The sequence below is a fragment of the Robertmurraya massiliosenegalensis JC6 genome (assembly GCF_000311725.1).
Classification (GTDB): Bacteria; Bacillota; Bacilli; order Bacillales; family Cytobacillaceae; genus Robertmurraya; species Robertmurraya massiliosenegalensis.
Genome location: NZ_HE978522.1, coordinates 1 through 20876, shown reverse-complemented (window position 1 = coordinate 20876; position 20876 = coordinate 1). Strand labels below are relative to the sequence as shown.

Annotated in this window: 21 protein-coding genes; all 21 read left to right on the top strand. The window is 39.1% G+C overall.

Annotated elements, in window-relative coordinates; all coding sequences use genetic code 11:
• Positions 1-28 precede the first annotated feature (28 nt).
• The 21 genes from BMSHG_RS24775 to lysS all read left to right on the top strand — a co-directional run bounded on the left by BMSHG_RS24775 (position 29) and on the right by lysS (position 20484).
• Positions 29-289, top strand: coding sequence for an RNA-binding S4 domain-containing protein (locus tag BMSHG_RS24775; RefSeq protein ID WP_019157160.1), 261 nt, complete (start codon positions 29-31; stop codon positions 287-289).
• Positions 290-428: 139 nt separating this feature from the next.
• Complete coding sequence (yabP, locus tag BMSHG_RS24770) at positions 429-731, top strand: sporulation protein YabP (protein ID WP_019157159.1); 303 nt, start codon at positions 429-431, stop codon at positions 729-731.
• Positions 728-1354, top strand: coding sequence for a spore cortex biosynthesis protein YabQ (gene yabQ / locus BMSHG_RS24765; RefSeq protein WP_019157158.1), 627 nt, complete (start codon positions 728-730; stop codon positions 1352-1354). The genes yabP and yabQ overlap by 4 nt, the downstream gene beginning before the upstream one ends.
• A 27-nt stretch (positions 1355-1381) precedes the next feature.
• A complete protein-coding gene (locus BMSHG_RS24760; RefSeq protein ID WP_019157157.1) occupies positions 1382-1783 on the top strand; it encodes an FtsB family cell division protein in 402 nt (133 codons plus the stop codon).
• A gap of 134 nt (positions 1784-1917) precedes the next feature.
• Entirely contained in the window at positions 1918-2373 is a 456-nt protein-coding gene (locus tag BMSHG_RS24755; protein ID WP_019157156.1) for a S1 domain-containing RNA-binding protein, read from the top strand.
• Positions 2374-2988: 615 nt separating this feature from the next.
• On the top strand, positions 2989-5469 hold the full coding sequence (spoIIE, locus tag BMSHG_RS24745; protein WP_019157154.1) for a stage II sporulation protein E: 2481 nt from the start codon (positions 2989-2991) through the stop codon (positions 5467-5469).
• A 243-nt stretch (positions 5470-5712) separates the two neighbouring features.
• Positions 5713-6471, top strand: a complete 759-nt coding sequence (locus BMSHG_RS24740) for a vWA domain-containing protein (protein WP_262362312.1) — start codon at positions 5713-5715, stop codon at positions 6469-6471.
• The gene (locus BMSHG_RS24735) at positions 6440-7408 is read left to right on the top strand and encodes a protein kinase domain-containing protein (protein WP_026073616.1); all 969 of its coding nucleotides are present in this window, start codon (positions 6440-6442) and stop codon (positions 7406-7408) included. Before BMSHG_RS24740 ends, BMSHG_RS24735 begins: the two co-directional genes overlap by 32 nt.
• Before the next feature lie 168 nt (positions 7409-7576).
• Positions 7577-9019: a tRNA lysidine(34) synthetase TilS gene (gene tilS / locus BMSHG_RS24730; protein ID WP_019157151.1), complete on the top strand. Its 1443-nt coding sequence runs from the start codon at positions 7577-7579 to the stop codon at positions 9017-9019.
• Positions 9003-9554 (top strand): hypoxanthine phosphoribosyltransferase, encoded by a 552-nt coding sequence (gene hpt, locus BMSHG_RS24725; protein WP_213083613.1) that lies wholly within the window; start codon positions 9003-9005, stop codon positions 9552-9554. Before tilS ends, hpt begins: the two co-directional genes overlap by 17 nt.
• Before the next feature lie 193 nt (positions 9555-9747).
• Complete coding sequence (gene ftsH / locus BMSHG_RS24720) at positions 9748-11748, top strand: ATP-dependent zinc metalloprotease FtsH (RefSeq protein WP_019157149.1); 2001 nt, start codon at positions 9748-9750, stop codon at positions 11746-11748.
• Positions 11749-11977: 229 nt separating this feature from the next.
• A complete protein-coding gene (locus BMSHG_RS24715; protein ID WP_019157148.1) occupies positions 11978-12760 on the top strand; it encodes a type III pantothenate kinase in 783 nt (260 codons plus the stop codon).
• A gap of 46 nt (positions 12761-12806) precedes the next feature.
• The gene (hslO, locus tag BMSHG_RS24710) at positions 12807-13685 is read left to right on the top strand and encodes an Hsp33 family molecular chaperone HslO (protein WP_019157147.1); all 879 of its coding nucleotides are present in this window, start codon (positions 12807-12809) and stop codon (positions 13683-13685) included.
• 57 nt (positions 13686-13742) lie between these two features.
• Positions 13743-14627 (top strand): peptidyl-prolyl cis-trans isomerase, encoded by an 885-nt coding sequence (locus BMSHG_RS24705; RefSeq protein ID WP_019157146.1) that lies wholly within the window; start codon positions 13743-13745, stop codon positions 14625-14627.
• Positions 14628-14835: 208 nt separating this feature from the next.
• A complete protein-coding gene (gene cysK / locus BMSHG_RS24700) occupies positions 14836-15765 on the top strand; it encodes a cysteine synthase A (RefSeq protein WP_019157145.1) in 930 nt (309 codons plus the stop codon).
• Positions 15766-15884: 119 nt separating this feature from the next.
• Complete coding sequence (folP, locus tag BMSHG_RS24695) at positions 15885-16730, top strand: dihydropteroate synthase (RefSeq protein WP_019157144.1); 846 nt, start codon at positions 15885-15887, stop codon at positions 16728-16730.
• A complete protein-coding gene (gene folB / locus BMSHG_RS24690) occupies positions 16723-17082 on the top strand; it encodes a dihydroneopterin aldolase (RefSeq protein ID WP_019157143.1) in 360 nt (119 codons plus the stop codon). The genes folP and folB overlap by 8 nt, the downstream gene beginning before the upstream one ends.
• A 1-nt stretch (position 17083) precedes the next feature.
• Positions 17084-17611, top strand: coding sequence for a 2-amino-4-hydroxy-6-hydroxymethyldihydropteridine diphosphokinase (gene folK, locus BMSHG_RS24685; RefSeq protein WP_019157142.1), 528 nt, complete (start codon positions 17084-17086; stop codon positions 17609-17611).
• On the top strand, positions 17563-17772 hold the full coding sequence (locus BMSHG_RS24680; protein WP_019157141.1) for a helix-turn-helix domain-containing protein: 210 nt from the start codon (positions 17563-17565) through the stop codon (positions 17770-17772). Before folK ends, BMSHG_RS24680 begins: the two co-directional genes overlap by 49 nt.
• Positions 17773-17785: 13 nt before the next feature.
• Entirely contained in the window at positions 17786-18784 is a 999-nt protein-coding gene (gene dusB, locus BMSHG_RS24675) for a tRNA dihydrouridine synthase DusB (protein ID WP_019157140.1), read from the top strand.
• A 209-nt stretch (positions 18785-18993) separates the two neighbouring features.
• Positions 18994-20484: a lysine--tRNA ligase gene (lysS, locus tag BMSHG_RS24670; protein WP_026073615.1), complete on the top strand. Its 1491-nt coding sequence runs from the start codon at positions 18994-18996 to the stop codon at positions 20482-20484.
• Positions 20485-20876: the final 392 nt, after the last annotated feature.

Here is a 20876-nt window from a genome sequence, read left to right as displayed (position 1 = left end):
CAGCAAAAAAATACGGGAGTGAAGATCAATGAGATTAGATAAATTTTTAAAAGTGTCTAGACTTATAAAGAGGAGAACTTTGGCAAAGGAAGTAAGCGACCAAGGCCGAATCACGATAAATGGACAAGTGGCGAAGGCAAGTTCAGTGGTAAAAGCAGGAGATGAACTTGCGATTCGCTTTGGACAAAAAAGAGTAGTGGTGAGGATCGAACGCCTACAAGAAACGGTAAGAAAAGAAGAGGCGGCTGAAATGTATACGGTCGTGAAAGAGGAAAAAGTAGAAGAGTAAAATTTGCTATTCTAAGCTGATTGAAACTTGTTTGCGGGTAGCCTTCCAGAAGCGAGGAACCTGAAAGCTTGTTCTATTACTCACTCATCCTTCATACACTTGTACAAATGCGTATTTGCAAAAAGTGAGGGGTGAGAATATGAGTCAATATCAGGATATGAATACAACAAAAGGGTCTGTTCCAGAGCATGATGTGATCATGAGGGGAAGAAAGTTGCTTGATATTACAGGCGTAAAGCAAGTTGAGAGCTTTGATAATGAGGAATTTCTGTTAGAGACGGTTATGGGTTTTTTGGCGATCAGAGGACAAAATCTACAAATGAAAAATCTTGATGTCGATAAAGGGATTGTATCAATAAAGGGGAAGGTATTTGATCTCGTTTATCTTGATGATCAACATGGGGAGAAGGCTAAGGGCTTCTTTAGCAAGTTGTTCCGATGACACTCTCGACACAATTTTTAACAATGCTTGCCATGATTGGCATGGGAAGTTATTTTGGAGCCTCGTTAGATACGTATAATCGTTTTTTGCAAAGACAAAAAAGAAAAAGATGGATTGTCTTTTGTCATGATATTCTTTTCTGGCTTTTTCAAGGATTGTCAATTTTTTATGTTCTATTTCTTGTGAATAAAGGGGAGCTAAGATTTTACATCTTTCTGGCTCTTTTATGTGGCTTTGCCGCCTATCAAAGTTTGCTCAAAGAAGGATATTTACGATTGTTAGAGATTGTCATTTCAATGGTAATCTCTATTTATCGGTTTATTGTTAAAATGGTGCGTGTTGTGATCGTTCGACCACTCTATTCTTTCGTGATGCTCTTATTATCTTTTTTAATTATGATCGGAAAAGGACTTTTAGCACTTGCGAAAGGGATTTGGAAGGTTATACTATTCGTTATAAAAGTATTATTCAAGCCATTTGAGTGGGTTTTAATGTTTTTTTGGAATTTATTGCCGAAAAAGATTAAAAAAATGGTCGAGAAGATATATAATAATTTTGCAGGATTTTTTCGTAAAAGCAAGAATACCATTAATAAGCTAATTTCTAGATGGAAAAAACAATAGACTAACCCTTAAATAGGAGGTGCGAAAATGGGTGCGATGAACAAACGAAGTGTCACGAAGCTACAATCAGAATATGTCAAACAACACGAGAGAAATGAAGTAAGTGCATCAAGGAGAAGAAAGTTGCTTATCCGGCGATTATCGATGTTCTTTGTACTTGCATCCATTGTTTCCTATTTTATGATATCAACCCTCATTTCCCAGGCCTCCTCTTTAGAAGAGATTAAAGGGGAACAGCAGCAGTTGAACGAAACGCTTGCTGGATTAAAGAAGAGCGAAACGATCTTGAAGGAAGAAATCGTGAAGCTTAATGATGATGAATATATCGCAAAATTGGCTAGGAAAGATTACTTCTTATCAGAAGAGGGAGAAGTAATTTTCAATATTCCTAAGGAAAAAGAGGAAAACAAGGAAAAAAGTTCCGAATAACCAGTCTTATTGACACTCTTTTTTCCTTTTCTGTATAATATATAGTAGTGTACAATTCCATGACTATGTCGTTTGACAGCTGGAACTTGACCGTAGTATGACTTTTTAAATTCTTAAGGAGGAAAAATTTTTTTATGTCAATCGAAGTAGGCAGCAAGTTACAAGGAAAAGTAACAGGCATTACTAATTTTGGGGCATTTGTTGAATTATCAGAAGGATCAACGGGGCTTGTTCATATTAGTGAGGTCGCAGATAATTATGTGAAGGACATTAATGACCATCTAAAAGTAGGTGACCAAGTAGAAGTAAAGGTTATCAACGTTGAAAAGGATGGGAAAATCGGTCTTTCGATCAAGAAGGCTGTAGACAAACCAGAAAGAAGCCCTCGACCAGAAAGAAACTTTAGGGGTGGTGGTGACTCCAGAGGTCCTGGACGTCCTCGTCAAGGGAGAACAAATGAAGCCCGCGCACCTAAAGAAAACTTTGAATCAAAAATGGCGCGTTTCTTAAAAGATAGTGAAGACCGCTTATCTTCTTTAAAACGTAACACAGAATCGAAACGTGGCGGAAGAGGCGCTAGAAGAGGCTAACTTGCTGCTGAATTAAAATATATAGCTCGGTGTAAATTGGAAAGCAAGCCTTTAAGGCTTGCTTTTTTGTGTCTCCAATTATCTATGAAAAAGAAAAGCGCCATATAAACTTGAGTATATAATCCTATTAATAACATATAAATCATCAAATTGTTTGATCGATCACCATCTTTAGCAATGAAGGCGGTGCTGATAGGCAAGCAATTTGTTTCCTTTTCGTACATTAACATGAATAGCGTCGAAAGAAAAATAAACGCTTGTCCGCCATTTTGACAAACTTCTGAAATGAACCTCCTTATAATAATCACCAACACCAAAATTTCATCATACATACATGCTTATTGGATAAAAGCGAGCCGCCGTTTGCCAGGATGTCTTCCATTATTGAGAATAAGGTAGTTTTCAATTAATTAGGTTCTTTTCGCGAACATTGTTGCTATTTAGTCATAGATAGGAGAATAAAGCCCTATTATTACTCGTTAAATGATTATCCAGGAAGCGAAATTAATGTGTGTTCTAAAACCTCATTTGAGGACATTTACGAAAACAGCAATTAATTAAAAACACATTGATGAGAAGGGATAGAAAAATAAAAAAGTAAGGAGTGTATTTGTTATGGACAAGACAGTAAGGACATTGATTGAACCTGTCGGTAGTTTGGATTTGAACAACAAAGCAAAGTTTGATGTGTCTTCGGGGATAAACAAAATTCAACAAAAATTAGAAGCCTTCTTTTTGAAGAGAGGGTATATTCTTTTTGTAATTGGATTCTTACTTGGACGAGCCCTTATTTTATCGACCCTTACGCCGTTTATTCTCCCATTCTTCGCAGCCGTGTATGTATTAAGAAGAGATCGGGCTCCGATTGCCCTAGTAGGATTAGTTACTGGAGCTGCCACATTGACAGTTGTAGATGCGGCATATGCATTTATAAGTACGCTAATATTTCTGGTGCTATTCCGTATTGCTCTTCATTGGATAAAGAAAGAGATTAAAGCGCTTCCTTTCTTTGTGCTCTTTACCATTCTTGTAAGTAAACTCGCTAAAAGCTTTATCGTAACAGGGCAAATCTCCCTTTATGATGGGATGATGGCAGGCGTTGAAGCAAGTTTAGGATTTATTTTAACCCTTATATTTTTGCAAAGTATCCCCCTTATTTTGGCAAGTAAGAGAAGGCAGACATTAAAAACAGAAGAAGTTGTATGTTTAATTATTATGCTTGCATCCGTTATGACCGGAACGATCGGTTGGTCTGTCTATGATTTGTCTCTAGAACATATAACCTCCCGTTATTTAGTGCTTGTTTTTGCATTTGTGGCAGGAGCAACGGTCGGTTCGACTGTAGGTGTTGTGACCGGTCTTATTTTTAGCTTGGCCAATGTATCAAGCTTTTATCATATGAGTCTATTAGCCTTTGCCGGACTGCTAGGTGGTTTGCTTAAAGAAGGGAAAAAGATTGGTGTTGTCATTGGGTTATTTATTTCCACCTTGCTTATCGGAATGTATGGTGAGGGTAGTGGCAATCTGGACAAGACCCTACTGGAATCAGCAGCAGCTGTACTCTTGTTCCTGCTTACACCTCATGGATTGACTTCAAAATTAGCAAAATATATTCCAGGTACACCTGAATACGCAGCTGAACAGCAGCATTATATGCGAAAAATGCGAGATGTGACTGCTCAAAGAGTGGAACAATTTTCATCTGTCTTTCAAGCGTTGTCGAATAGCTTTGCATCCTATGATGAGTTATCAGAACATGAGGATCCGGAAAGTCGAGAGCTTGACTACTTTTTAAGCAATGTGACAGAAAAGACGTGTCAAATGTGTTTTAAAAAAGAACATTGCTGGGCACGTAACTTTAATACAACTTATGATTATATGAAGGAACTTATGCATGAAATGGATCAAAATGATGGAACGATTTCACCTAAGCTATCAAGGGATTGGAATAAGCATTGTACGAAATCCCAAAAAGTGATCAACACGATCCAACAGGAATTAACATTGTTTCAAGCCAATCAAAAATTAAAGAAACAGGTGCAGGAAAGCAGAAGGCTGGTCGCAGACCAATTACTAGGGGTCTCTACTGTAATGGGGGACTTTGCAAAGGAAATTCAAAGAGAGAGGGACAATCATCATAAGCAGGAAGAATTGATTTATGAAGCCTTACAGGAGTTTGGAATTCAGATTGAATATGTTGAAATTTATAGTCTCGAGCATAGTAATGTTGATATTGATATGACCATCCCCTTCTGCAACGGTCATGGAGAATGTGAAAAACTGATTGCGCCTGTATTATCTGATATTTTAGGGGAAACAATTATTGTCGATTCAGAGGAATGTTCAACGTATCCAAATGGTTTTTGTCATGTTACATTCCGTTCGGCTAAGGCGTTTACGATTGATACTGGAGTCGCACATGCGGCTAAGGACGGTGGATTTGTTTCTGGTGACAGCTATTCTATGATCAGTTTAAGCGGTGGAAAGCATGCTGTAGCGATAAGCGATGGGATGGGAAATGGAGAACGGGCTCATTTTGAAAGCCAAGAGACACTTAAACTATTACAAAAAATATTGCAGTCAGGTATTGAAGAAAGATTGGCGATTAAATCAGTGAACTCGATTCTCTCCTTGAGGACGACGGATGAAATCTTTTCTACATTAGACTTGGCCATGATTGATTTACAAGATGCTTCAGCGAAGTTTTTAAAAGTTGGCTCTATCCCAAGTTTTATTAAGAGGGGTGACACCGTGAAAAAAATCCAGGCAAGCAATTTGCCTATTGGCATCATTCATGAATTTGATGTGGAGGTTGTGAAAGAGCAGCTTAAAGCAGGTGATCTATTAATCATGATGAGTGATGGTGTATTTGAAGGGCCCAAACATGTGGAGAATTATGATCTGTGGATGAAACGGAAAATAAGTGAATTGGCGACAGATGATCCTCAGGAAGTTGCAGATTTAATTATGGAAGAAGTGATTCGCTCGCGCTCAAATTCAATTGCAGATGATATGACAGTCGTCGTAACAAAAATCAAACATAATACACCGAAATGGGCGACGATTCCGATTCATAAATATCAAAAACAGGCATAAGAAATGCATGCAAACAGAGTAATGTGAATGAATTTCATAATTGCCCTTCTCAAGTTAAAATACGAAAACGATATTAACTTGAAATAGGATACATATTTAGAAACCTATGGGGATTATCGGATTCTTAATTCACCTTCGTTCATTGTGAAATTGCCTCATGTCGTTAAAAAAATTCGAACATTATGAAATCATATTGCGTGAATAGGTATAATTGCTTCTCTTCATGACGAAAATGGTAACAACCTGAAACGAGGAGGAGAAAGCATGAATCCAGGTACGTTAAAGCAAATATTGTTGATTACTGATGGATGCTCCAATCAAGGGGAAGATCCCATTGCGATGGCCGCACTAGCGAAAGAGCAAGGTGTGACGGTAAATGTGATTGGAGTGATGGAGCAGGATACAATTGATGAACAAGGAATGAAGGAAATAGAAGGAATTGCCATGTCAGGAGGCGGCGTGAGTCAAGTTGTGTATGCGCAAAGTTTATCGCAAACTGTTCAGATGGTAACGAGAAAAGCGATGACACAAACGTTACAAGGAGTAGTAAACAAGGAACTGCAACAAATCTTAGGTGGCTCTAAGACGATGGAGGATCTTCCACCTGAACAAAGAGGAGAAGTCATGGAAGTTGTCGATGAGCTAGGTGAGAATGTGAAATTGGAAGTGTTGGTTCTTGTCGATACGAGTGCGAGTATGAAACACAAGCTTCCAACGGTTAAAGAAGCATTGCTAGATTTATCTTTAAGTCTTAATGCTCGTGCGGGGAATAATCAATTTGGGGTCTTTGTATTTCCCGGGAAAAAGAAAGATGTCGAAAAACTGCTCGATTGGACACCACAATTAGAATCTTTAACAAGTATTTTCCCTAAGCTTTCAACAGGGGGAATCACTCCAACAGGTCCTGCCATTCGAGAAGCGCTTTCCTATTTTAAGAAAAAACGATCCTTAAGGAGTTTGTTATCCCGTGATGATGAACAGTTCTTTGAAGAATCTATGTAAAGTTCAACCAGGTACAATTATTGAAGGGAAATGGCATAAAAATCGCTATACGATTCTGAAGGAGCTGGGGTTTGGGGCAAATGGGATTGTATATTTAGCACAATTTCAACAGCAGAAAGTTGCTCTTAAAATGAGTGATAACGGAATGTCGATTACATCTGAGGTCAATGTCCTCAAATCTTTTGCAAAGGTCCAAGGGTCATCCCTCGGGCCTTCTTTGATTGATGTCGATGATTGGGCTACGAGAAACCAACCCGTATCCTTTTATGTAATGGAATATATTGAGGGGCCAGATTTATTAACATTCATTCAGCAAAAAGGAACGGGATGGACAGAGGTTCTCATTCTGCAGCTGCTTAGTGATCTACATACTCTCCATGAAAAAGGATGGGTGTTTGGCGACTTAAAGCCAGAGAATTTAATTGTGATGGGGCCGCCCCCAAGAATCCGTTGCATTGATGTCGGCGGCACTACGATCCAAGGAAGAGCAATCAAAGAGTTTACGGAATTTTATGATAGAGGTTATTGGGGCATGGGGACGCGTAAAGCGGAACCGACTTATGATTTATTCGCTGTTGCGATGATTATGATTAATACAGAGTATCCGAAGCGATTTAATAAATCGACAGGAGGGATCACTCAATTGCAAGGGATGATCCGGCAGGCGAAAGCACTTCAAAAATATGAGGTGGTTCTGCTCAATGCCCTCAATGGCAAATATCAATCGGCGAAAGAAATGCGAGCGGATATGATAAGAAACATGAGTGAGTCGGTTAAGAAGGTTAATCCTGCGCCGAAAAAGAGGGTTACGAGGTCTTCTGTTCAGAATACTAGACAGGCAACTCAGAAAAGAAAAGGTGGCTGGCTAGAGACGACGTTGATTGTCATGGTCATTTCTATTCTCTATATGCTCTATATATATGGACAAGTTGGCTAAAAAAACATCGAAAAAAGACTCATAACGAAGGGTTAATCCCCATAAAAATAACTAAAATAAGCTTAATATGATGATAATAGAGCGATCGTGAGAGTTGTGCCAGTTTATTTATTAATGGTAAGCTTATTTGGAGAATATTAATTAAGAATTGTCCTAAAGGAAGAGGTTATGGTGGAAAGAAAAGTGAAAGCTTTCCTGAAAAAAAGACGATTTAATCTGAATGATAAAAGGATATTAGTAGGGGTTTCTGGAGGGCCAGATTCTCTAGCCTTGCTTCATTTTTTATGGAGTCATCAGGAAAAGTGGAATTTGTATATTGTTGCAGCGCATGTTGACCATATGTTTCGAGGGGAAGAATCGAAGCAAGAGGCGTTATTCGTTAGAGACTTTTGTGAAGAAAGAAACATACCTTTTGAAATGAAACAAATCGATGTCCAATCCTATATTGAAAGGACTGGACTTAGCTCTCAAGTGGCAGCTCGTGAGAAAAGATACGCTTTTTTTGAGGAGATGCTTGAGAAGCATGGACTCTCCGATTTGGCACTCGGTCATCATGGAGATGACCAAATTGAAACGATATTGATGAGATTAACGAGAGGAAGTACAGGGAAAGCTAGAACAGGGATCCCTTTTTCAAGGCCCTTCCATAATGGTTTGTTAATTCGTCCTTTTCTATGTTTAAACAGGGGAGAAGTTGAGCAGTATTGTTTAGACTATGGATTAAATCCTCGAAGAGACCCAAGCAATGATAAGGATGATTATAGTCGAAATCGATTCCGTAAGTACGTTCTTCCTTTTTTAAGACAAGAAAACCCTCAAGTACACGAGCATTTTCAACGTCTAAGCGAGGAGCTCGAACAAGATGAAACTTTTCTTCTTACTTTAGCAGAGGAAAAAGTGCAGGACGTTATTTTAAAGAATAGAGACAGTCTAATAACAGTTGATATAAAAGCGTTTGAATCAATGCCTATGCCTTTACAAAGGAGAGGGATTCAACTAATATTAAACTATCTTTATAAAGTTAGACCAGCTTCTTTATCCGCTTTACATATTGAAAAAATAGTATCCATTTTACAAAGTCCACACCCCTCTAGCTCACTAGATTTCCCAAATGGGTTAAAAGTAGTTCGTTCGTACCAGGAATGTACCTTTCAATTTCAAGTACAAACAAACCATACCCCTTATTCATTCGAATTGAGCGAGCCAGGTGAAGTAGCCCTTCCCAATGGGGATATCATCCGCATGGAAGTGATTGATAGTTGTGGGCAACAAGGGCAAGGTCCAGATCAATGCCTAATTCGATTTGAAGAAGAGCAATTACCAATTGTCGTTCGAAGTAGGAAAAATGGCGATAGAATGACCGTAGTGGGGATGGATGGAACAAAGAAACTGAAGGATCTTTTTATCGATGAAAAGGTTCCGTTGGTTAAGAGAAATTCTTGGCCAGTTGTGACAAATCGCTTCGATGAAATCCTCTGGGTACCTGGATTACGAAAGTCAAAGCATTCACGAACAGGAGCTAGTTATAACAGTCAACAAAGAAACATTCTACTAAGGTACATAAGCAATGATCTTCTAGGGGGCACAACAAATGATGAAAAAGGATATTGAAAAAGTACTTATTACAGAAGAAGAGATTCAAACGAAAATTAAAGAGCTTGCTGCTCAATTAACAGAAGACTACCAGGATTCTTTTCCGCTAGCAGTTGGGGTTTTAAAAGGCGCAATGCCTTTTATGGGTGACCTGTTAAAACGAGTGGAGACATATTTAGAGATGGATTTCATGGACGTATCTAGCTATGGAAATTCAACTGTATCTTCTGGAGAAGTAAAAATCCTAAAGGATTTAGATACATCTGTAGAAGGCAGAAATATTCTAATCATTGAGGATATCATTGATAGTGGATTGACATTAAGCTATTTAGTGGAATTATTCCGTTATCGTAAAGCCAAATCGATTAAAATCGTAACACTTCTTGACAAACCAACAGGAAGAAAAGCAGATATTAGTGCAGATTATGTTGGTTTTATCGTTCCTGATGCATTCGTTGTAGGGTATGGATTAGATTATGCTGAAAAATATCGCAACCTACCATATATTGGCGTTTTAAAGCCAGAGGTATATACGAATAGTGACGAAGCGTAAAATAAGAAGGATGTTACTTTAAACTTTTTTATGAAAAATGAAAGCCTTATGAACGAACCGATGTATTGTGCAAATTTCATGAGGTTTTTATGAAATGACAAGGTTTCTCCAAAAAGGGGCAATTTCTTGTATAGTCATAAATCTCTATGATACTATTTACTATAGTTTGTTGATGTGTGGGAGGAGGTAAGGGATGAATCGAATTTTTCGTAATACCATATTTTATTTATTGATTTTTCTCGTAATTATTGGCGTTGTTAGTTTCTTTAATGGAAGCAATGAGCCAACAGAAGATATATCCTATAATGACTTTATAACCCATTTAGAAGCTGGTGATGTTAAAGAAATCACAATCCAGCCTGAAAGAGGGGTCTATGAAGTAAGAGGACGCCTTGCCAACTATGAGGAAGGCAAATACTTTATCACATATGTATGGAATAGTGAACAGTTGCTAGCAAAAGTCGACCAGGCAGCAGCAGCTTCTGAAATTGACGTTCTTCCAGCAAAAGAACAGAGTGGTTGGATTACGTTCTTTACTTCTATTATTCCGTTTATCATTATTTTCATCTTGTTTTTCTTCTTATTAAACCAAGCTCAAGGCGGCGGTAGTCGTGTCATGAATTTTGGTAAGAGTAAGGCAAAGCTTTACAATGATGAGAAGAAGAAAGTCCGTTTTAAAGATGTGGCTGGTGCAGATGAAGAGAAACAGGAACTTGTAGAGGTTGTTGAATTCTTGAAGGATCCTCGTAAATTTGCTGAAGTAGGGGCAAGAATCCCGAAAGGTGTTTTACTTGTTGGACCTCCAGGTACGGGTAAAACATTGCTGGCACGAGCAGTAGCGGGAGAAGCAGGAGTCCCGTTCTTCTCTATTAGTGGTTCTGACTTTGTTGAAATGTTTGTCGGGGTCGGTGCGTCTCGTGTCCGTGATTTATTTGAAAATGCGAAGAAAAATGCACCATGTATTATTTTTATTGATGAAATCGATGCAGTTGGTCGTCAGCGTGGTGCTGGTCTCGGTGGAGGACATGATGAACGTGAGCAAACCTTGAACCAATTGCTTGTTGAAATGGATGGGTTTGGCGTCAATGAAGGAATTATCATCGTCGCTGCTACAAACCGCCCAGATATTTTAGACCCAGCGTTATTGCGTCCAGGTCGTTTTGACCGTCAAATTACAGTGGATCGCCCAGATGTAAATGGTCGTGAAGCGGTGCTAAAAGTACATGCGCGTAATAAGCCATTAGATGAGTCTGTTAACCTAAAAGCAATCGCAGCTCGTACGCCAGGCTTCTCTGGTGCAGACCTTGAAAACTTATTAAATGAAGCGGCTCTTGTAGCTGCCCGTCGAAACAAAAAGAAAGTCGATATGGATGATATTGACGAAGCAACGGATCGCGTCATTGCAGGTCCAGCGAAGAAAAGCAGAGTAATCTCCAAGAAGGAGAGAAACATCGTAGCTTTCCATGAAGCTGGACATACGGTCATTGGTGTGGTTCTTGAAGAAGCAGAAATGGTTCATAAAGTTACGATCGTTCCACGTGGTCAGGCTGGCGGATATGCCGTTATGTTACCGAAGGAAGACCGTTACTTTATGACAAAGCCGGAGCTTCTTGACAAAATCGTCGGCTTGCTTGGTGGACGCGTAGCAGAGGAAATTGTCTTTGGTGAGGTAAGTACAGGGGCTCACAATGACTTCCAACGTGCTACAGGTCTTGCTCGTCGAATGGTGACTGAGTTTGGTATGAGTGATAAGCTCGGACCTTTACAGTTTGGTCAAGCGCAAGGCGGCCAAGTATTCTTAGGTCGTGATATTCATAATGAACAAAACTATTCCGATGCGATTGCGTATGAAATTGATTTAGAAATTCAACGCATCATTAAAGAGTGTTATGAAAAGGCTAGAAAAGTTCTTACTGAGAACCGAGATAAGCTTGATTTAATCGCTAATACTTTATTGGAAGTAGAAACTTTAGATGCTGAGCAAATCAAGCATTTAATCGACCATGGTACATTACCTGAAAGACCAACAGCATCTGTTGAATTAGAAAAAAATGAGGCTACTGATTCAGATGATGTGAAGGTAAATATCAGTGTCAAAAAGGATGAAGATAAGTCTGAATCCAGTGAAACTGAAAAGGATACAGACTTGACAGAACCACCATCCGCTACAGAAGATGAAAATAAAAAGAACTAATGAGTGCAATTTCTTCAGGCTCCTGCCTGATATAATGGTTCACGTTAAGGTGTCCTATCTTTAGGGCACCTTTTCTGATCTAAGTAAGGGAATAAATGTTTGAAAAGCTACAATGCTTGCTAAAAGAACCTTCGTTTGTGTTAAAATGTTGGCAGAATAGGATATCCAACTATTCGACAAAGATCTTGGTTTAATCAAAGCTTGATATTAAACAAAAGTGGTGATCTAGGTGATATTTGTTTTTGATGTGGGAAATACCAATATGGTTCTAGGTGTATATGATAAGGATGAATTAAAGCATCATTGGAGAATGGAGACGAATCGTTCCAAAACCGAGGATGAGTACGGAATTATGATCAAGAACTTATTTGATCATGTCGGTTTAAGTTTATCTGCCATTGAGGGAATTATTATTTCATCTGTCGTTCCACCAATTATGCTAGCGCTAGAGAGAATGTGTTCCCGCTATTTCAATTTGAAACCATTAATTGTCGGGCCGGGAATTAAAACTGGCTTAGATATTAAATATGAAAATCCACGTGAGGTTGGGGCGGATCGAATTGTCAATGCGGTTGCTGCCATTCATGAATACGGAAGTCCGTTAATTGTGGTTGATTTTGGAACAGCAACTACATATTGTTATATTAATGAACATAAGCAATACATGGGTGGAGCCATCGCTCCGGGTGTTCATATTTCAACAGAAGCTCTGTATTCCAGGGCAGCGAAGTTACCACGTATTGAATTAATACCGCCTCCAGAAGGAGTAGTAGGAAAAAATACAGTTGCTGCAATGCAAGCGGGTATCCTTTACGGGTATGTAGGACAGGTTGAAGAAATTGTAAAAAGAATGAAAAAGCAAAGCAAAAAAAAGCCGATGGTCATTGCGACAGGTGGGTTATATGGACTTATCGCCAAAGAAGCATCTATCATTGATATCGTCGATCCGTATTTAACCTTAAAAGGATTACAGTTAATTTATAAACGAAATATGGAGACGCTAAGAAAATAGTCTCTATAAAGCAGCAACAACGGGTATACATGAAAGGGGTACAGGAATGAAGGATTATTTAGTAAAAGCATTAGCGTTTGATGATCAAGTTCGCGCCTATGCAGTTCGTAGTACTGAAACGGTAGGAGAGGCACAAAGAAGACATCATACATGGCCGACCGCATCAGCGGCGCTTGGAAGAACGATGACAGCAAGCGTAATGATGGGCTCTATGTTAAAAGGGGAAGAAAAGCTTACGGTAAAAGTTGAAGGGGATGGTCCTCTTGGTCCCATTTTAGTAGATGCTAATGCGAAAGGACAAGTCAGAGGGTATGTCACACATCCTCAAGTCCACTTTGACTTAAATGAGCATGGAAAGCTTGATGTCAGACGAGCAGTAGGGACGAGTGGCTTCTTATCTGTTGTAAAAGATGTTGGCTTAAGAGATTACTTTACTGGCCAGGTTCCACTCGTTTCAGGGGAATTAGGAGAGGACTTTACGTATTACTTTGTTAAATCCGAACAGGTCCCTTCTTCAGTTGGGGTAGGTGTACTAGTGAATCCGGATAACACGATTTTAGCAGCTGGAGGTTTTGTCATACAATTATTGCCTGGGACAGAAGATGAAACGATTACCAAAATTGAGGAACGGTTAAAAGCGATCCCACCGATCTCAAAATTAATCGAACGGGGCCTGAGTCCAGAAGAAATACTAGAAGAGGTCTTAGGAAAAGGGAATGTACGGTTCCTTGAAACACAGCCGGTGACTTTTCAATGTACATGCTCAAAGGAGCGCTTTGGAAATGCCATTATTAGTTTAGGCAAAGATGAAATTACCGATATGATTGAAACAGATGGTAAAGCAGAGACCCATTGTCATTTCTGTAATGAGAAATATACCTATACGCGTGAAGATTTAGAACAATTGTTAAATGAAGCGAAATAAAGATAGCTTTATTTAGCATTGGTGTGACTATTGTGGTGAAAATGGGAGGAGAAAAGGTTGGAGAGAAAGTGGGAGAAAAAGCAGCTGTGGATCATCATTGCTGGCCTAATTGCACTAAACTGCTTAACCGTTGCTTTTTTTCTAACGAAACTAGGAACGAGCCATGGAAGTAGTGAAGTTGTGGCAACTGTCGGGAAAGAGGAAGTAACAAGGCAAGAGTGGCTCAATGTGATGGAAGAGCGGTATGGAAAAGATACATTGAAGGAAATGATTGATGAGAAGGTCATTGAAGCCTTAGCCAAAAAGTATGATATATCGATTTCAGAAGCAGCTGTGGATCGTGAAATGTTTTTAATAAAAACGATGTACGGCTCAAGCTCTGATGCATCGAATGAAGAAGAATGGAGAAGGCAAATAAAATCATCTCTGATGCTTGAGGAAATTTTAACAAAGGACGTTAATGTACCAGAAGAGGAATTACAGGCTTACTATAATGAGAACGAAAGCTTTTATGCAATCCCTACTTCTTACCATGTTTCACAAATAGTGGTGAAAACGGAGAAAGAAGCAAATCAAGCTCTAGAGGAGTTAAAAAGTGGTTCGAATTTTGCAGCTTTAGCGATGGAACGATCGATGGACGAGTTTAGTGCTGCCCAAGGTGGGGATATTGGATTTGTCCGTTCTGAAGATGAGACCATCTCCGCAGATTACATAAAAGCATTGGAAACTTTAAAGCCAGGTGAATGGACTGGGGCTATCCCAGTTGAAGATGGATATGCGATTGCTCTCCTTCATGAAAAAATTGATGGAAAAGAGTACAGCTTTAAAGAAGTGAAGAATGAAATTCGAAGAGTTATCGCTTTGGAACAGATGGAAGGTGAATCCTCAGTAGAAGCTTTTTGGAATGAAGTAGATGTGGAATGGTTCTACGGGGAGCAGTAGGATAATATCATACACGAGCAGTGGCTCGTGTATTTTTGTAAAGTGGATAAAAAGTATTTAATGCATGAAGAAGGATAGGAAATGTGAAGCGTGAAAAATTACATTAAAAATATTCTGCATTTTTCATGTAAAAAGATTGACATTTAGGTATAAGCTTGGTAAATTTGAATTAATCCAATAAAATTACTCGGAATAAGAGGTGTTTAGAATGGTACGTGTAGCCAATTCAATAACAGAGTTAGTGGGTCAAACGCCCATCGTAAAACTGAATCGCCTTGTAGATGAAAACAGCGCAGATGTGTATTTAAAGCTAGAGTATATGAATCCTGGAAGCAGCGTAAAGGATCGTATCGCTCTTGCCATGATCGAAGCAGCAGAAGAAGCTGGAAAATTAAAAGAGGGAGACACGATCATTGAACCAACTAGTGGAAACACAGGAATTGGTCTGGCGATGGTTGCGGCTGCCAAAGGATATAAAGCAATTCTTGTAATGCCTGAAACGATGAGCTTAGAGCGTAGAAACTTATTGCGTGCCTATGGTGCTGAGCTTGTATTGACACCTGGTCCAGAAGGTATGGGTGGAGCTATTCGTAAAGCTGATGAGTTAGCAAAGGAAAATGGTTATTTCATACCGCAACAATTTGAAAACTTTGCGAATCCTGAAGTTCATAAGAGAACAACTGGTAAAGAGATTGTTGAGCAAATAGGCGAACAATTAGATGCTTTTATCTCTGGTATCGGAACAGGTGGTACGATAACGGGTGCTGGTTCTGTTCTAAAAGAAAATTATCCAAATATTAAAATTTACGCAGTTGAGCCTGCTGATTCACCTGTTCTTTCAGGAGGTAAGCCAGGGCCACATAAAATTCAAGGTATCGGTGCTGGATTTGTACCGAAAGTATTAAATACAGAAGTGTATGATGAAGTATTAAAGATCACAAACGAAGAATCGTTTGAATATGCCCGCCGTGCTGCGAAAGAAGAAGGAATTTTAGGTGGAATTTCTTCAGGTGCTGCCATTTCAGCAGCATTAAAAGTAGCAAAGGAGCTTGGGAAAGGGAAGAAAGTGTTAGCGATTATCCCAAGTAACGGTGAACGTTATTTAAGTACTCCTCTGTATCAATTTGATGCTGAGTAAGCGTGCCAATTAAAAATGCAAAAGGAGCAGTAGTCGACATGACTATTGCTCCTTTTAGATCGAATGGATGAAAGAAACTTATGCTACAATAAAGAAGTAAAACGATCTGGAGGTTAACGATGTCTACCATTCAAAAACAAATGATCGAATGTGGTCCATATACACTGGACTACAGTAAAAAAACACTAATTATGGGAATTTTAAATGCAACCCCTGATTCTTTTTCAGATGGGGGCAAATTTAATCATATTGAAAAAGCGGTTCAGCATGCTCGCCAAATGGTTGAAGCTGGTGCTGACATTATTGATATTGGCGGCGAGTCCACTCGGCCTGGTTATGAACAAATTTCTGTTCAGGAAGAATTGGAGCGTGTCGTTCCTGTTATTAAAGCGGTGTCAGAAGCAGTTCGGGTTCCGATATCGATTGATACATATAAAGCTGAAGTCGCAGCCGGAGCTTTGGAAGCTGGTGCTCATATCATTAACGATATATGGGGAGCAAAAGCAGATCCGGATATGGCTCCACTAGCTGTCCGTTGCAATGTGCCAATTATTTTGATGCATAATCGTAACGATCGTGACTATCAGCATTTTTACCGAGATGTGGTAAACGATTTGTTTGAAAGTATTCATATTGTAAAAAATGCGGGCGTTCCTGATAAAAATATCATACTTGATCCAGGTATTGGTTTTGCTAAAGATTTGCAGGAAAACATTGTGATGATGAGGGAGCTTGATAAATTGGTTTCGATTGGTTATCCAGTTTTACTTGGAACATCGAAAAAATCACTGATTGGCCAAGCATTAAATCTTCCGGTCGAAGAAAGGATGGAAGGTACAGGGGCAACGGTTTGTTATGGCATTCAAAAGGGGTGTCACATCATTCGTGTCCATGATGTGAAAGAGATGAGTCGAATGGCTGGGATGATGGATGTATTAATCGGAAAGGGACAAGGGAATGGATAAAATCTATGTAAATCGAATGGAGTTCTATGGTTACCACGGTGTTTTTCCAGAGGAAACACGTTTAGGGCAAAGGTTCATCGTTGATTTGGTAGTGGAAGCAGATTTAAAGTCAGCTGGTGAAAAGGATGAACTTTCCGATTCCATTCACTATGGTGAGCTATATATGATGTGCAAGGAAATTGTAGAGGGAGAGCCCTATAAGCTTTTAGAAGCAGTGGCCGAAAAAATTGCTGCCACGTGTCTTCTGCAATTTGAAAAAGCGATGTCATGTACGGTAAAAGTTATCAAGCCAGATCCTCCTATTCCAGGTCACTACGACTCGGTTGCGGTGGAAATTACAAGGAGTAGATAAATTGAAAAATCGAGCATTTCTTGCACTCGGTACGAATATGGGCGATCGGTATAAAAATCTCGCAGATGCAATCATACTACTAAATGAACATCCTGAGATTGAGTTGATTCATAGCTCTTCTATTTATGAGACAGACCCAGTAGGATACACCGAGCAAGATCCATTTTTAAACATGGTAATTGAAGTCAAAACGGAGTTGGGACCTTTAGATTTGTTAGATTGCTGCTTGCAAATTGAAGAAAAGCTTGGGAGAAAAAGGATCATTCGATGGGGACCAAGGATTATAGATCTTGACATTCTCCTCTATAATCAAGAAAATATTGAATCAGAGAAGCTTTTTGTTCCACATCCTCGGATGCACGAAAGAGCTTTTGTGTTAATTCCACTTCTCGAGATTAGTCCGAACGAAAAGCTCCCAAGTACGGATCATCTTTTACGAAAAAATTTAGATGAAATACCAGATAGAGAAGGAGTACGAATATGGAAGCTGAAAAATGGGGAAGACGTATTCGCGCTTTTCGCAAATTAAAAGGCTATACACAAGAGAGCTTAGCGGAAAATCTTGGTGTATCGGTTTCTATTTTGGGAGAGGTGGAACGTGGCAATCGTATGCCGACAGAAGATTTTTTAAACCAGGTTGCCGAACAATTGAAAGTGAACATAGATGATTTAACACCACCTGAAGAATAAAGGAGGTAACTTGATGTTTAAAATCGGAAATGTAGAAATGAAAAATCAAGTTGTCTTAGCGCCAATGGCTGGGATATGTAATTCAGCTTTTCGTTTAACGGTGAAGGAATTTGGTGCTGGCTTAGTTTGTGCTGAAATGATTAGCGATAAAGGAATCGTTTTAAAAAACGAAAAAACGATGAATATGCTATATATAGATGAGAGAGAAAATCCATTAAGTCTACAAATTTTTGGTGGGGAAAAGGCTACCCTTGTTGAAGCAGCTAAATTTGTAGATAAACATACAAATGCCGATATTATTGATATTAATATGGGATGCCCTGTTCCGAAAATCACGAAATGTGATGCAGGCGCTAAATGGTTGCTTGACCCTGATAAAATTTATGAAATGGTGTCGGCGGTAGTTGATAATGTGGATAAGCCCGTGACAGTAAAAATGCGTATGGGGTGGGATGATGAGCATATCTTTGCTGTGAAAAATGCCCAAGCAGTTGAACGAGCTGGTGGTAGTGCGGTGTCCTTACATGGCCGTACACGTGTCCAATTGTATGAAGGAAGTGCGAATTGGGATATCATCCGTGAAGTGAAGGAATCTATCAATATCCCCCTCATTGGGAATGGCGATGTGAAAACACCGCAGGATGCAAAGCGGATGTTAGATGAAACGGGTTGTGACGCTGTCATGATTGGAAGAGCAGCATTAGGCAATCCGTGGATGATTTATGAAACGGTAAAATATTTGGAAACAGGCGAATTGATAGGTGAGCCTTCGGTAAGAGAAAAGATTGATGTGTGCATTCTCCACCTAGACCGTCTTATCGCCCTGAAAAGTGAATATGTCGCTGTTCGTGAAATGAGAAAGCATGCGGCGTGGTATTTAAAAGGGATTAGAGGAACGGCTAAAGCTCGTACTGGAGTTAACTCATGTAATACAAGAGATGAATTGGTCCGGTTGCTAAATGAGCTTGTCCTTGAGCAAGAGGCAAAGGAACAAAAGATACAGGTTGGATAAGGATTGACTTCGATCGCTTCTTTCATTATGATGAAAAAGAAAACTGCCGGTCATAGCTGGCAGTTTTTATTATATTAGGTGTCTCTTTCATTTATTTTGTGTAAAATAGTAAAGTATGAATTTTTATTTTGTGATTGTCCATGATACCATTCATGATTTAAGGTTTACGTCTTTGGATTGGATTACATAGAAACATTTAAATATTGGAGATGATTTCAGTGAGTGAAGAATTAAACGACCAGATGAGGGTCAGATTGGAAAAAATGAATGATTTGCGGGAAAAAGGATTAGATCCGTTCGGAAAGCGCTATGAGCGTACTCATCTTGCAGAAGAAATAGTTAATCAATATGGTGAAATGGAGAAAGAGGCTCTTGAACAATTAGCTGTTACCGTTACGATTGCAGGTCGTATTATGACAAAGCGCGGAAAAGGAAAAGCAGGTTTTGCTCATCTGCAAGATCTTACAGACCAAATTCAAATATATGTGAGACAAGATGCAGTTGGTGAGGATCAGTATGATACTTTCGGCAGCGTAGATTTAGGAGATATCGTTGGTGTAACAGGAGAATTATTTAAGACAAAGGTAGGGGAACTGTCTATTAAAGTTCAAGACTTCCAACTGCTAACAAAGGCTCTTCGTCCATTACCTGAAAAGTTCCATGGACTTAAAGATGTGGAACAGCGTTACCGTCAACGCTACTTAGATCTAATAACAAGTCAAGAAAGTAGAAAAACTTTCATTACTCGCAGCAAAATTATTCAATCGATGAGACGCTATTTAGATGACCACGGATATTTGGAAGTAGAAACACCTATGATGCATGCCATTGCAGGTGGAGCATCAGCTCGCCCGTTCATTACTCATCACAATGCATTGGACATGCAGTTATATATGCGTATTGCAATTGAGTTGCACTTAAAGCGCCTGATTGTTGGTGGATTAGAGAAAGTGTACGAAATTGGTCGTGTATTCCGTAATGAGGGAGTATCTACTCGACATAACCCTGAATTTACGATGATTGAACTGTATGAAGCTTATGCTGATTACCGTGACATTATGAGTCTGACTGAGAATCTTGTTGCTCATATTGCGCAAGAAGTACTTGGTACAACGACCGTTCAATACGGTGACCATTTAGTAGACTTGAAGCCTGAATGGAAAAGACTTCATATGGTAGATGCAATTAAGGAATATACGGGTGTTGACTTCTGGAAGGAAATGTCCGTTGAAGAAGCAAAACAATTAGCAAAAGAACATAATGTTGAAATTAAAGATACAATGTTATATGGGCATATCGTCAATGAGTTCTTTGAGCAAAAAGTAGAAGAACAACTTATTCAGCCAACCTTCATTTACGGCCATCCAGTAGAGATTTCTCCATTGGCTAAGAAAAATGAACAAGATCCAAGATTTACGGATCGTTTTGAGTTATTTATCGTGGCCCGTGAGCATGCGAATGCGTTTACTGAGTTAAATGATCCAATTGATCAAAGAGAACGTTTCGAAGCGCAGCTTAAAGAGAGAGAGCAAGGAAACGACGAAGCTCATATGATGGACCATGATTTTATTGAGGCTTTAGAATTTGGAATGCCTCCGACTGGTGGTCTAGGAATTGGAATTGATCGTCTTGTGATGCTATTAACTAATTCTCCGTCTATTAGAGATGTTTTATTATTCCCGTTAATGCGTCATCGTTAATTATGATATAAGAGGAGAGCGAGAGCGATAGAGCTTTTGCTCTTTTTTTCTATCAAAAAAGATTTCAATAAAAACTTATAAAAAAAGTATTGCGCGGGATAAATTATAGTGGTATATTATTATCTGTTGCCGCGAAAGATGTCGGTACACAAAAAAGAATTTAAAAAAAGTGATTGACACTCATGTTAGATTCTGTTATTATTAAAAAGTCGCCTTTGAGCGATATAAGAAATTTTCTTTTGTGGATAATTTCGCAATTGCACTTTGAAAACTAAACAAATCATACGTCAACATATAATAGTGAAGGCGACTGTACAGCTTCGACAGACATTGGAGCTTCTGGCGGAAAAGTCCAAAAGACTTTGACAGAAGAAGTGAAATGGTCGAGAAGA